General features: G+C 43.2%; 15 protein-coding genes. 13 read left to right on the plus strand and 2 right to left on the minus strand.

The annotated features are described in order from the left end of the window. The first annotated feature begins 68 nt into the window (after positions 1 to 68). Positions 69 to 143 (plus strand): hypothetical protein, encoded by a 75-nt coding sequence (locus tag ABKJ27_RS02040; RefSeq protein ID WP_229294538.1) that lies wholly within the window; start codon positions 69 to 71, stop codon positions 141 to 143. Positions 144 to 441: 298 nt separating this feature from the next. Continuing rightward, positions 442 to 1,986, plus strand: a complete 1,545-nt coding sequence (locus tag ABKJ27_RS02045; protein WP_125851457.1) for a peptide chain release factor 3 — start codon at positions 442 to 444, stop codon at positions 1,984 to 1,986. A gap of 370 nt (positions 1,987 to 2,356) precedes the next feature. Here the strand turns inward: ABKJ27_RS02045 and ABKJ27_RS02050 are convergent, their stop codons facing one another. Together ABKJ27_RS02050 and sstT are read right to left on the minus strand one after the other, a co-directional pair. Further along, positions 2,357 to 3,310 carry an aromatic acid exporter family protein gene (locus ABKJ27_RS02050; RefSeq protein ID WP_261446489.1) on the minus strand — a complete coding sequence of 318 codons (954 nt, stop codon included), beginning with the start codon at positions 3,308 to 3,310 and terminating at the stop codon, positions 2,357 to 2,359. A 67-nt stretch (positions 3,311 to 3,377) separates the two neighbouring features. Further along, positions 3,378 to 4,583 carry a serine/threonine transporter SstT gene (gene sstT, locus ABKJ27_RS02055; RefSeq protein ID WP_410011934.1) on the minus strand — a complete coding sequence of 402 codons (1,206 nt, stop codon included), beginning with the start codon at positions 4,581 to 4,583 and terminating at the stop codon, positions 3,378 to 3,380. Between the two features lie 151 nt (positions 4,584 to 4,734). On the opposite strand from sstT, the gene ABKJ27_RS02060 reads away from it, so the two are divergent. From ABKJ27_RS02060 to ABKJ27_RS02110, 11 genes are all read left to right on the plus strand, one after another. After that, entirely contained in the window at positions 4,735 to 5,301 is a 567-nt protein-coding gene (locus ABKJ27_RS02060; RefSeq protein WP_261446491.1) for a mechanosensitive ion channel family protein, read from the plus strand. Between the two features lie 51 nt (positions 5,302 to 5,352). Beyond that, a complete protein-coding gene (locus tag ABKJ27_RS02065) occupies positions 5,353 to 6,261 on the plus strand; it encodes a magnesium transporter CorA family protein (RefSeq protein ID WP_033678022.1) in 909 nt (302 codons plus the stop codon). Between the two features lie 14 nt (positions 6,262 to 6,275). Continuing rightward, entirely contained in the window at positions 6,276 to 6,803 is a 528-nt protein-coding gene (locus ABKJ27_RS02070; protein ID WP_000963748.1) for a YqeG family HAD IIIA-type phosphatase, read from the plus strand. Positions 6,804 to 6,805: 2 nt separating this feature from the next. Then, positions 6,806 to 7,912 (plus strand): ribosome biogenesis GTPase YqeH, encoded by a 1,107-nt coding sequence (gene yqeH, locus ABKJ27_RS02075; protein ID WP_410011935.1) that lies wholly within the window; start codon positions 6,806 to 6,808, stop codon positions 7,910 to 7,912. Between the two features lie 88 nt (positions 7,913 to 8,000). Then, a complete protein-coding gene (yhbY, locus tag ABKJ27_RS02080) occupies positions 8,001 to 8,312 on the plus strand; it encodes a ribosome assembly RNA-binding protein YhbY (RefSeq protein ID WP_000060169.1) in 312 nt (103 codons plus the stop codon). A 51-nt stretch (positions 8,313 to 8,363) separates the two neighbouring features. Continuing rightward, the gene (locus ABKJ27_RS02085; RefSeq protein WP_024057617.1) at positions 8,364 to 8,993 is read left to right on the plus strand and encodes a nicotinate-nucleotide adenylyltransferase; all 630 of its coding nucleotides are present in this window, start codon (positions 8,364 to 8,366) and stop codon (positions 8,991 to 8,993) included. Next, positions 8,993 to 9,586 carry a bis(5'-nucleosyl)-tetraphosphatase (symmetrical) YqeK gene (gene yqeK, locus ABKJ27_RS02090; protein ID WP_024057618.1) on the plus strand — a complete coding sequence of 198 codons (594 nt, stop codon included), beginning with the start codon at positions 8,993 to 8,995 and terminating at the stop codon, positions 9,584 to 9,586. Before ABKJ27_RS02085 ends, yqeK begins: the two co-directional genes overlap by 1 nt. Continuing rightward, entirely contained in the window at positions 9,587 to 10,087 is a 501-nt protein-coding gene (locus tag ABKJ27_RS02095) for a cysteine hydrolase family protein (RefSeq protein WP_078237884.1), read from the plus strand. A gap of 11 nt (positions 10,088 to 10,098) precedes the next feature. Then, positions 10,099 to 10,452 (plus strand): ribosome silencing factor, encoded by a 354-nt coding sequence (rsfS, locus tag ABKJ27_RS02100; protein WP_045604793.1) that lies wholly within the window; start codon positions 10,099 to 10,101, stop codon positions 10,450 to 10,452. Between the two features lie 206 nt (positions 10,453 to 10,658). Beyond that, on the plus strand, positions 10,659 to 11,399 hold the full coding sequence (locus ABKJ27_RS02105; RefSeq protein ID WP_314725762.1) for a class I SAM-dependent DNA methyltransferase: 741 nt from the start codon (positions 10,659 to 10,661) through the stop codon (positions 11,397 to 11,399). A 9-nt stretch (positions 11,400 to 11,408) separates the two neighbouring features. Then, entirely contained in the window at positions 11,409 to 12,506 is a 1,098-nt protein-coding gene (locus tag ABKJ27_RS02110; RefSeq protein ID WP_084928849.1) for a nucleotidyltransferase, read from the plus strand. Position 12,507: the final 1 nt, after the last annotated feature.

The following is a 12,507-nucleotide window of genomic DNA, read 5'->3' on the forward strand; positions in this document are numbered from 1 at the left end:
TGCAGAACCTGTAAAATCTTAGTAGAAAGGAGTAACCAGATTTGTCCCCTTTTGAGGCTTTGACACTCATGTTTGTAGCTGGTAACTTTGTTATCACGCTCCTAAGGTTCATCCTTGAATTGGTAAAAGAGACAAAAAAATAGCCGTCCTAACTTTGGCGAGTTAACGAGCTATTTTTTAGTTATGTAATTACAGCCACCGTCTTAAACGGCTCTGTGGGGTGTTGTTGTCGCAACACCTTTTTCTATATTTATTGTAACATTTATTTGAAAAATTGCAAGGGGAATTGTTCTACTTTAGCAGTGTCTGATATAAAATAGAAATTGAAAAAAATGCTAAAATCCGATATAATGGAGTGTTGAAAGGAATGGTAAAATCCAATGTAGAAATCATTCTTAGCTATTGAAACAAGAAAAATAGAGAATCAAAGAAAGAGAACTTATGAATATTCAAGAAGAAATTAAGAAACGTCGTACCTTTGCCATCATCTCCCACCCGGACGCGGGGAAAACAACCATCACGGAGCAGTTGCTCTACTTTGGGGGCGAGATTCGTGAAGCTGGTACGGTTAAAGGAAAGAAAACAGGGACTTTTGCCAAGTCTGACTGGATGGATATCGAGAAGCAACGTGGGATTTCGGTGACCTCATCTGTGATGCAGTTTGACTACGATGGTAAGCGCGTGAATATCCTCGACACGCCAGGGCATGAGGACTTCTCAGAAGATACCTATCGTACCTTGATGGCGGTGGATGCTGCGGTCATGGTGGTGGACTCTGCCAAGGGTATCGAGGCCCAAACTAAGAAATTGTTTGAGGTTGTGAAACACCGTGGTATTCCAGTCTTTACCTTTATGAACAAGCTAGACCGTGACGGACGTGAGCCACTGGACCTCTTGCAAGAATTGGAAGAAGTATTGGGCATTGCTAGCTACCCGATGAACTGGCCAATTGGGATGGGGAAAGCCTTTGAAGGCTTGTATGATCTCTATAACCAACGCTTGGAGCTCTATAAAGGGGATGAGCGTTTTGCTAGTCTAGAAGATGGGGACAAACTCTTTGGTAGCAATCCTTTCTACGAGCAAGTCAAGGATGATATTGAACTTTTAAATGAAGCTGGTAATGAGTTTTCAGAGGAAGCTATTCTGGATGGAGAATTGACACCAGTCTTCTTCGGTTCAGCTTTGACAAACTTTGGTGTGCAGACCTTCCTTGAGACCTTCCTTAAGTTTGCTCCAGAACCACATGGGCACAAGAAAACAGATGGAGAAATTGTGGATCCTTACGACAAGGACTTCTCAGGATTTGTCTTTAAAATCCAAGCCAACATGGACCCTCGACACCGTGACCGTATTGCCTTTGTACGTATCGTATCGGGTGAATTTGAACGTGGTATGAGTGTCAACTTGCCTCGTACTGGTAAGGGTGCTAAACTGTCTAATGTTACCCAGTTTATGGCGGAAAGTCGTGAGAATGTGACTAATGCCGTGGCAGGAGATATCATCGGGGTTTACGATACAGGTACTTATCAGGTTGGGGATACCTTGACGGTTGGAAAAAACAAATTTGAATTTGAACCACTGCCAACCTTTACACCTGAGATTTTCATGAAAGTTTCTGCCAAGAATGTCATGAAGCAAAAATCCTTCCACAAGGGAATCGAGCAATTGGTGCAAGAAGGAGCCATTCAGCTTTATAAGAATTACCAAACAGGCGAGTATATGCTGGGTGCTGTCGGCCAACTCCAGTTTGAAGTCTTCAAGCATCGTATGGAAGGCGAGTACAATGCGGAAGTAGTCATGAGCCCAATGGGTAAAAAGACCGTTCGCTGGATCAAACCTGAGGACTTGGATGAACGCATGTCATCAAGTCGCAATATCTTGGCCAAAGACCGTTTTGACCAACCAGTCTTCCTCTTTGAAAATGACTTTGCCCTCCGCTGGTTTGCGGACAAGTATCCAGATGTAGAGTTAGAGGAGAAGATGTAAATCGTTACAAATAACTAGCAACATAAAGTTGCTGTCATTTGACGGTAACCGCTATGGCGGCTTACCTAAACGCTTCACTAGGAAAAATTCACGAATAATATCGATTCGTGGGCTTTTCCGTTGTAACTGGTAGTGAGAGGTCTAGCTAACTGTCTTACTAACTATGTGTGGTAAATGAAATTGATTTGTAAAAATTAGTGTCGTGGATAATAAGACAGCAAAGTATGTGGGGTTTTACCTTAGCCCTCTATCAAAAAGATGTTGAATATTAGACCTTATTCGTTTTACTATTAACCTTTATGGTGATAACTTACAAATAAAAGAAAACTTCAGATATTCACCTTTTGTGATTGGTCTGAAGTTTTCTTTTTTACTGTCCATATTTTTGATAAAAGTCAACTTTTACTTGGATAAAGGTTTTGGCTTCACGTAGGAGTTGAAGGAGGGTGGCACGGGTTTCAAATTCTTCTCTTGTCTTGGGCAGACTGCGGTTACGGAAGACTTCCAGATAGCGTTCGATTTCATCTAGTAAATCAGAAGCAGGATTGGTCTGGCTCAGTTGCCCAGCAATTTTTGAAAAGAGTTGGGCCAAAATCAGGCTTTCACTGGCAGCTAGGTGACAGGTGTTGATTTGTTGGGCCATATTTCGCAGGATACGACTTTGTCGCTGTCTCATCTCAAAATAGTGGATATGATAGTCGGTCTGGTGAAAGAGGTGGTCAGAGTGATCTAGATAGACCAGTCTGAGGGCTTCTTCCAAAAGGGTGTCTAATTCCTCTACCAGCTGTGCTCGGTTGCGTCCGTCTCCCTTGGATAAATAATATTTGAAGCGCTGGAGGATATCTTTTAACTTTTCTTCTACCAATGTGTGGTAGTGATGAATTTTGGCTTCTCGTGAAGGCATGTAGAGATTGACAAGCAAGGCAAATCCTGTACCGATAGCGAAGAGAAGGAATTCATTGACTAGAAGGTCTGGAGAGGTTGATTTTTGCACCAAGAGATGGCTAACTAAAACGCTACTTGGTGTGATACCAATTTCCCAGCCCATTTTGTAGGCTAGAGGCACATAAAGGGCTAGATAGAGGCCAAGGCTCCAGATATGAAATCCGCTCAAATGAAAAGCCAGAACACCGATAGCTAGAGCTAGGAGCATGGAAAAGAGTCGATTGCGGGCCAGTTTTAAGGTACTTCTACGAGTATCGGATAGGCTCAAGAGGGCGATGATCCCAGCCGAGACAGCTGAGGAGAGATTGAGAAAATAAGCAAGAAGGTAGGCAAGACAGGTAGCTAAGATGAGTTTTGTCGTACGTTGGCTAATAGACATATGGATTTCCTAGTAGGTTAGTATAAAAGCGGAAAAGACAAGACCTGAGCAGGCTTGCCTTTATGAGTTATTTTTTACGGGCTGCTGCGTATTCGGCAACGGCGGTAAAGAGGACGTCTGTAGAAGAGTTGAGGGCTGTTTCACATGAGTCTTGGATAACTCCAATCACAAATCCAACCCCAACAACTTGCATGGCAATATCGTTAGAAATCCCAAAAAGGCTACAAGCAACTGGGATAAGAAGGAGGGAACCGCCCGCAATACCAGAAGCACCACAGGCAGAGATAGCTGCTACTACACTAAGAACAAAGGCTGTCGCAAAGTCAACAGGGATTCCCAAAGTATTTACTGCAGCAAGGGTCAAAACGTTAATAGTAATTGCTGCCCCTGCCATGTTGATAGTAGAACCCAGTGGGATAGAAACGGAATAGGTATCTGGGTTGAGTCCAAGGTCATGGCAAAGTTTCATGTTGACAGGGATGTTAGCCGCAGAACTACGAGTGAAGAAGGCTGTCACACCGCTGACACGCAAACATTTCCAAACGAGAGGGTAAGGATTTCTCTTCATAAAGAGGAAGGCAATTAGTGGATTAACAACCAGAGCTACAAAGAACATGGTTGTAACCAATAATCCTAGTAAAATACCGTAGTTTGCGAGACTGCCGATTCCCTTATCAGAGATGGTTTTGAAGACAAGGCCAAGGATTCCAAATGGAGCTAGGTTGATGATCCATTCGACAATCTTAGAAGTCACATCAGCCATGGTTTTCAGCAATTCTTTACTATTTTTGCTGGCCTCTCTCATAGCAATACCGAAAACAACTGCCCAAGATAAGATACCGATGTAGTTAGCAGTAACGAGGGCATTGATTGGATTGTCAACCAGTTTGAGCAAGAGATTGCTGAGGACCTGGCCAATTCCATCTGGTGGTGCGATTTCTGTATTGGCACTATTCAAGGTAATCTCAACAGGGACGATGAAACTTGCTAAGACAGCAACAAGTGCCGCTGCAAAGGTTCCTACCAAGTAAAGGAAGATAACCGTTTTCATGTTGCTATCTTGTCCCTTTTGATGTTGGGAAAGGGCGTTAGCAACGAGGGCAAAGACTAGAATAGGTGCGATGGCTTTTAGACCGCCAACAAAGAGATCTCCGAGTAGACCAATTCCTGAAATGTTAGGAAGTGTCAGTCCTAGGATTCCTCCAACAAGCATACCAATCAAAATCCTTTTGATTAGGCTTGCCTTATTCCAAGCATGAATGATTTTTTTCATAACAACCTCCTTAGTTGTGTAATGTTTATGATTATAGTATAAATATGAACTAAAATCAAGAATTTTCTGTCTATTTTTGCTATTATTTTTGAATATTTATGGAGATTCATCACTTGTGAAAGTATGGTATAATAAATGAAAGGAGTTTTCTATGAAAGAATTTATTCAAACCTACCTCAATAAGCTTGATATAACAACGATTATTGAAAATATCTTAACCAAGGTACTTTCTCTGTTATTTTTATTTTTGCTATTCTACATAGCTAAAAAACTGCTTCATACAATGGTTCAGAGAATTGTCAAACCTTCTCTAAAAATGTCTCATCATGATGTCGGGCGTCAGAAAACCATCTCACGTTTATTAGAGAATGTGTTTAATTATACCCTCTATTTCTTTTTACTTTACTGTATCTTGTCTATTTTGGGTTTGCCAGTTTCTAGTTTGCTGGCAGGTGCTGGGATTGCTGGGGTAGCTATTGGGATGGGAGCTCAAGGTTTTCTGTCTGATGTTATCAATGGCTTTTTCATCCTCTTTGAACGTCAATTGGATGTGGGAGATGAGGTTGTTCTGACAAATGGTCCTATTACTGTATCGGGCAAGGTTGTCAGTGTCGGCATTCGGACGACGCAACTCAGAGGAGAAGACCAGGTTCTGCACTTCGTTCCCAATCGGAATATCACCGTTGTCAGCAATTTCTCTCGGACAGACCAGGCCTGAAATTTTAGCAGATTTATGGTACAATAGAAAGAGTTTGGTAAAGGAGAGAAGATGTTTTTAGAAAAACAGTTGGGCAATGGCTGTACCTGGATTAACCTAGATTTGGACAAGTTGAAAAAACTAGAGGACCTTTCTGAAATCTACGGTTTGGACAAGGAAACCATCGAATATGCGCTGGATAGAAATGAGCGTGCCCACATGGATTATCACCGTGAAAATGGGACTGTGACCTTTATCTACAATGTCTTGAACTTGAAAAAGGATAAGGCATACTACGAAGCCTTTCCCATGACCTTTATCGTGGAACATCGTCGCCTGATTACCATTAGTAATACCAAGAACGCCTATGTCATTGAACAGATGACCCGTTATCTGGAGAGTCATGACACGCTTTCGATTTACAAGTTTCTCTTTGCCAGTCTGGAAATCATTAGCAATGCTTACTATCCTGTCATCGAGCAGATGGACAAGAGTAAGGACGAGGTCAATGGTCTCTTGCGTCAGCGGACGACTAAGAAAAATCTTTTTGCTCTGTCCGACTTGGAGACTGGTATGGTTTACCTCACTGCGGCTGCAAAGCAAAATCGCATGTTGCTGGAGCATATTCAAGGGCATGCCCTCTATCGCAGTTTTAACGAAATTGAGAGAGAACAGTTTGATGATGCCATGATTGAGGCTCATCAGCTGGTATCCATGACAGACTTGATTTCTCAAGTCCTCCAACAACTATCAGCATCTTACAACAATATCCTAAACAATAATCTGAATGATAATTTGACAACCTTGACCATCATTTCAGTCTTGCTAGCGGTTTTGGCAGTCGTGACAGGCTTTTTCGGAATGAATGTTCCCTTGCCATTAACAGATGAGCCCCATGCTTGGCTCTACATTAGTTTAGCCAGTGCTGGGTTGTGGATTGTTTTGTCATTGTTATTAAGGAAAATTGCGAAAAAAAGTTAAGAAAAGGAGCCAGAATGGCGATTGAAAATTACATGCCAGATTTTGCTGTGGAAGCAGTCTATGATCTGACAGTCCCAAGCCTGCAGGCGCAGGGAATCAAGGCTGTTTTGGTCGATTTGGACAATACCCTCATTGCTTGGAACAACCCTGATGGGACGCCAGAGATGAAGCAATGGCTGCATGATCTTCGGGACGCAGGCATTCGCATTATCGTAGTCTCAAATAACACAAAAAAACGCGTCCAACGAGCAGTTGAGAAGTTTGGGATTGACTACGTTTATTGGGCTCTGAAGCCCTTCACATTTGGGATTGATCGTGCCATGAAGGAATTTCACTATGAGAAAAGTGAAGTGGTCATGGTTGGTGACCAGCTCATGACAGATATTCGAGCAGCCCACCGTGCTGGCATTCGCTCGATTTTAGTCAAACCCTTGGTCCAACATGACTCGATCAAAACGCAGATTAACCGAGCTCGTGAGCGTCGTGTCATGCGAAAAATCACTGAAAAGTACGGACCGATTACATATAAAAAAGGAATTTAACTATGGAAGAAATTCTCTGTATTGGTTGTGGAGCAACCATTCAGACGACAGATAAGGCTGGTCTTGGATTTACCCCCCAGTCGGCACTTGAAAAAGGTTTGGAGACAGGCGAAGTCTATTGCCAACGCTGTTTCCGTCTCCGCCACTACAATGAAATCACGGATGTCCAGTTGACGGATGATGATTTCCTCAAGCTCTTGCACGAGGTGGGAGACAGTGATGCCTTGGTGGTCAATGTCATTGATATCTTTGACTTTAATGGCTCGGTCATCCCAGGCTTACCACGTTTTGTATCGGGCAATGATGTCCTCTTGGTGGGAAATAAAAAAGATATCTTGCCCAAGTCTGTTAAACCGGGCAAGATTAGCCAGTGGCTAATGGAGCGTGCCCACGAAGAAGGTCTTCGTCCAGTTGATGTCGTCCTAACTTCGGCACAAAATAAACATGCTATTAAGGAAGTCATTGACAAAATCGAGCACTACCGAAAGGGCCGTGATGTCTATGTGGTCGGTGTGACCAACGTTGGAAAATCAACTCTTATCAATGCCATTATCCAAGAAATCACGGGTGATCAGAATGTCATCACGACTTCGCGCTTCCCAGGGACAACCTTGGACAAAATCGAGATTCCGCTTGACGACGGTTCTTATATCTACGATACGCCGGGGATTATCCACCGTCATCAGATGGCCCATTATTTGACTGCTAAAAACCTTAAGTATGTCAGCCCTAAAAAGGAAATCAAGCCTAAAACCTATCAGCTCAATCCTGAACAAACCCTGTTTCTAGGTGCTCTCGGACGCTTTGACTTCATTGCAGGTGAGAAGCAAGGATTTACAGCTTTCTTTGATAATGAACTCAAACTCCACCGAACCAAGCTAGAAGGAGCTAGTGCTTTCTACGACAAGCACCTCGGAACCCTCCTCACACCACCAAATAGCAAGGAAAAAGAAGATTTTCCAAAACTAGTCCAACATGTATTTAACATCAAGGACAAGACAGACCTAGTCATCTCAGGACTAGGCTGGATCCGCGTAACAGGAACAGCCAAAGTCGCCGTCTGGGCACCAGAAGGCGTCGCCGTCGTCACACGAAAAGCAATTATTTAAACACAGAAAGGAAAGGGTTGTCTGAATTCGGGCGAGCAAGGCGAGCCCCACAGCGAAAAGTATAAAAAGAAACTCTTTTAAAGAAATTATGTCATTAACATCAAAACAACGTGCCTTCCTCAACAGCCAGGCACACACCCTCAAACCCATCATCCAAATCGGGAAAAATGGACTCAACGACCAAATCAAAACCAGCGTTCGTCAGGCTCTTGACGCACGCGAATTGATCAAGGTTACTCTTTTGCAAAATACCGATGAAAATATCCACGAAGTAGCTGAAATCTTGGAAGAAGAAATCGGTGTGGATACAGTCCAAAAAATTGGCCGTATTTTGATTTTGTTTAAACAATCCAGCAAAAAAGAAAATCGCAAGATTTCTAAAAAAGTCAAAGAAATCTAAAAAAACTACTCCAAACAACTGTTTTTACAGAGAAATAAAGGAGACTAGCCTATGGCAATCGAACTATTGACTCCCTTTACCAAGGTAGAGTTGGAGCCAGAAATCAAGGAGAGAAAACGCAAACAAGTTGGGATTTTAGGGGGGAATTTTAACCCTGTTCACAATGCCCATCTGATCGTTGCGGACCAAGTACGACAACAGTTGGGACTGGATCAAGTTCTGCTCATGCCCGAATACCAACCTCCTCATGTAGATAAAAAGGAAACCATCCCTGAGCACCATCGTCTCAAGATGCTTGAGTTGGCGATTGAGGGGATTGAAGGCCTAGCCATTGAAACAATCGAGCTAGAGCGAAAGGGGATTTCTTATACCTATGACACCATGAAAATCTTGACAGAGCAAAATCCAGACACCGATTATTACTTTATCATCGGTGCTGACATGGTGGACTATCTGCCTAAGTGGTACCGAATTGATGAGCTGGTCGACATGGTTCAGTTTGTGGGGGTTCAGCGTCCACGCTACAAGGCAGGGACTTCCTATCCAGTTATCTGGGTGGATGTGCCTCTCATGGATATTTCGTCCAGCATGGTGCGGGATTTCCTTGCCCAAGGTCGAAAACCTAACTTTCTCCTACCTCAGCCGGTGCTAGACTACATCGAGAAGGAGGGGCTCTACTGATGGCTTATCAAGACTATATCAACTGTTCCCGTGAGGCTTTGTTGGAAAAAATGGCAGAGCTTCTACCCGAGAAACGGTTAACCCATTGTTTGGGGGTGGAGCGTGCAGCCATAGAACTGGCTCAGCGCTTTGGTGTGGATAGTGAAAAAGCAGGACTAGCAGGCCTTCTTCATGACTACGCTAAAAAGCTGTCAGATCAGGAATTTCTGGATTTGATTGACCGTTACCAATTAGACCCTGACCTTAAAAACTGGGGCAATAATGTCTGGCATGGTATGGTTGGCATCTACAAGATTCAAGAAGATTTGAATTTGCAAGACTCTGAAATCCTGCGAGCTATTGAAATCCATACAGTTGGGGCTGGTCAGATGACAGACCTAGATAAGGTTATCTATGTAGCAGACTATATCGAGCATAATCGATCCTTTCCTGGAGTAGATGTGGCGCGTGAGATTGCAAGTCTATCGCTTAATAAGGCTGTGGCCTACGAAACAGCTCGTACCGTGGAGCATCTAGCTCATCAGTTATTTCCCATCTATCCCCAAACCCTTGAAACCTATAACGCCTTTGTGCACTATTTGAAAGAGGACTAAATGAAGACGGCTTTTATAATCATTGATGTTCAGAATATTTTAGTGGAAACCGGTTTTCAGACAAATAGTCTATTGGAAAAAATTTCTTATTTACAAAACCATGCTAGAAGTAAGAATATCGAAATTATCTATGTTCAACATATTGAGAATCCTGAAGCTCAAACATCAGAAGATTGGCAGTTATCTGCGCTTTTAAATCGAAAACCTGATGAAAAGGTCTTTCAGAAGAAGTATAATAGTATTTTCAAAGAAACTGGCTTAAAAGAATACTTGGATAAACAGGGGATTGAAAAATTAGTTTTATGTGGCATGCAGACAGAATATTGTGTGGATACCTCTGTCAAGGTTGCCTTTGAATATGGCTATAAGCTGATTATTCCAGAAGGTGCTGTCACAACCTTTGATGGGGATGACATTCCAGCAGAAACGATAAATGAATTTTATGAGGACATTTGGGAGAATCGCTTTGCAGATGTCCTAGATTATAAAAATATTTTTTAAAAGAGGACTAAATGAACGAAAAAGAATTACTAGAACTAGTCGTGAAAGCGGCTGATGAGAAACGTGCGGAGGATATCCTCGCACTTGACGTACAAGATTTGACTAGCGTGACGGATTACTTTGTTATTACTAGTTCAATGAATAGCCGTCAGTTGGATGCTATCGCTGATAATATCCGTGAAAAAGTAGCGGAAGCAGGATTTAAAGGCAGTCATGTCGAAGGCGACGCAGCTGGAGGTTGGGTCTTGCTGGATCTTGGTGCTGTCGTTGTGCATATCTTTTCAGAAGAAATGCGTGCCCACTATAACCTAGAAAAACTATGGCATGAGGCGAATTCAGTAGATTTATCTGAAACTCTGGCGTAGAAGATGAACTCAGTTGTAGTCAACTGGGTTTTATTTGCTTATTTTAGAAAAATTGATAGAAAGGTAGAGAGCGTCGTGTTTGGCTCCTTTCGAAATTGAACACGAGCTAAAAGCTGTGAGAAAAAGATAAACTTCCTTTGTATCTGACGATACGGCAGAAAGTTTTCTATTTTCTCCTTGCTTTTAACGCTCTTGGTATCATGATTATGGCAACTTATGAAACCTTTGCGGCGGTCTATGATGCGGTCATGGACGATAGTTTATACGACAAATGGACGGATTTTTCTCTGCGTCACTTGCCTAAGACCAAGGAGAGAAAGAAACTCTTGGAATTGGCTTGTGGGACAGGAATTCAATCGGTGCGCTTCTCTCAGGCTGGTTTTGATGTGACTGGACTTGACTTGAGTGGGGATATGTTGAAGATTGCTGAGAAGAGAGCTACTTCAGCCAAACAAAAGATTGATTTTATTGAAGGAAATATGCTGGATTTGTCCAAGGCAGGTCAATACGATTTTGTCACGTGTTATTCGGACTCTATCTGCTATATGCAGGATGAGGTGGAAGTAGGGGACGTCTTTAAGGAAGTCTATAATGCTCTCAACGAAGATGGCATCTTCATCTTTGATGTGCATTCGACCTACCAGACAGATGAAGTTTTTCCAGGCTATTCTTACCATGAAAATGCAGAAGAGTTCGCTATGCTCTGGGATACCTACGAGGACGCGGCTCCTCACTCCATCGTGCATGAGTTGACCTTTTTTATCAAGGAGGCGGACGGTTCCTTTAGTCGCCACGATGAAGTGCATGAGGAGCGGACCTATGAGGTCTTGACCTATGATATCTTGCTGGAACAGGCTGGTTTCAAGTCTTTCAAACTCTATGCCGACTTTGAGGACAAGGAACCAACAGAAACCAGTACACGTTGGTTTTTTGTGGCGCAGAAGTAGGAGATTAGCATGACCATCACAGGTATTATCGCGGAGTTTAATCCCTTTCATAATGGGCATAAATACCTGCTGGATCAGGCAGAGGGGCTGAAAATCATTGCCATGTCTGGGAATTTTATGCAGCGTGGAGAGCCTGCTATCGTAGACAAGTGGACTCGGGCCCAGATGGCGCTGGAAAACGGAGCAGATCTGGTAGTGGAATTGCCCTTTTTAGTCAGTGTTCAGGCAGCTGATTTCTTTGGTCAAGGAGCTGTGGATATCTTGGCTCGGTTGGGTATTGATAGCCTCGCTTTTGGAACAGAAGAAGTTCTGGATTATCAAAAAATCGCTGACTTATACGCAGAGCAAGGTAGAGAGATGGAGAATTTTGTGGAAAATCTGCCTGATTCTCTCTCCTATCCCCAGAAAACCCAAGCCATGTGGAAGGAATTTGCTGGTCTTGATTTTTCAGGCCATACACCCAATCATGTTCTTGCTTTGGCCTATGCCAAGGCGGTTGCGGGACGAAATATCAAGCTGTATCCGATTCAGCGTCAGGGGGCTGGTTACCATTCTGTGGACCAGGATGTGGACTTCGCCTCGGCGACAGCCCTCCGTCAGCACCAAAGGGACAAAGATTTCTTAGAACGATTTATGCCTTCTGTTGCCCTATTTGAGCAGACCAGTAAAGTGAGCTGGGAAGACTATTTTCCTTTGCTCCGCTATCAAATCTTGTCAAATCCCGACATAACCACCATCTATCAGGTCAATCAAGAAATGGCTGTGCGCATTAAAGAGACCATCAAGACAGTCCAGTCTGTGGAAGACTTGATTGAGGCGGTTGCGACCAAACGTTACACCAAGGCGCGTGTCAGACGCCTTTTGACCTATATCTTGGTGCAGGCTAGAGAAAGTGACTTGCCAGAAGGCATCCATGTTCTTGGCTTTACTGAAAAAGGCAGGCAACATCTCAAGTCTTTGAAAGGGCAGGTCGATCTAGTCAGCCGAATTGGCAAAGAACCTTGGGATGCTATGACCCAAAAGGCAGACCAGATTTACCAACTGGGAAATCCAAGTATAGCAGAGCAGAATTTTGGAAGAGTACCGATTAGAATAGAAATAAACTAAG

The organism is Streptococcus sp. KHUD_011, from assembly GCF_046352925.1.
In the GTDB taxonomy this organism is placed as follows: Bacteria; Bacillota; Bacilli; order Lactobacillales; family Streptococcaceae; genus Streptococcus.

Coding starts and splice junctions, on each gene's coding strand:
- ABKJ27_RS02045 (WP_125851457.1), top strand. CDS start 442: ATGAATATTCAAGAAGAAATTAAGAAACGTCGTACCTTTGCCATCATC.
- ABKJ27_RS02050 (WP_261446489.1), bottom strand. CDS start 3,310: ATGTCTATTAGCCAACGTACGACAAAACTCATCTTAGCTACCTGTCTT.
- sstT (WP_410011934.1), bottom strand. CDS start 4,583: ATGAAAAAAATCATTCATGCTTGGAATAAGGCAAGCCTAATCAAAAGG.
- ABKJ27_RS02060 (WP_261446491.1), top strand. CDS start 4,735: ATGAAAGAATTTATTCAAACCTACCTCAATAAGCTTGATATAACAACG.
- ABKJ27_RS02065 (WP_033678022.1), top strand. CDS start 5,353: ATGTTTTTAGAAAAACAGTTGGGCAATGGCTGTACCTGGATTAACCTA.
- ABKJ27_RS02070 (WP_000963748.1), top strand. CDS start 6,276: ATGGCGATTGAAAATTACATGCCAGATTTTGCTGTGGAAGCAGTCTAT.
- yqeH (WP_410011935.1), top strand. CDS start 6,806: ATGGAAGAAATTCTCTGTATTGGTTGTGGAGCAACCATTCAGACGACA.
- yhbY (WP_000060169.1), top strand. CDS start 8,001: ATGTCATTAACATCAAAACAACGTGCCTTCCTCAACAGCCAGGCACAC.
- ABKJ27_RS02085 (WP_024057617.1), top strand. CDS start 8,364: ATGGCAATCGAACTATTGACTCCCTTTACCAAGGTAGAGTTGGAGCCA.
- yqeK (WP_024057618.1), top strand. CDS start 8,993: ATGGCTTATCAAGACTATATCAACTGTTCCCGTGAGGCTTTGTTGGAA.
- ABKJ27_RS02095 (WP_078237884.1), top strand. CDS start 9,587: ATGAAGACGGCTTTTATAATCATTGATGTTCAGAATATTTTAGTGGAA.
- rsfS (WP_045604793.1), top strand. CDS start 10,099: ATGAACGAAAAAGAATTACTAGAACTAGTCGTGAAAGCGGCTGATGAG.
- ABKJ27_RS02105 (WP_314725762.1), top strand. CDS start 10,659: ATGGCAACTTATGAAACCTTTGCGGCGGTCTATGATGCGGTCATGGAC.
- ABKJ27_RS02110 (WP_084928849.1), top strand. CDS start 11,409: ATGACCATCACAGGTATTATCGCGGAGTTTAATCCCTTTCATAATGGG.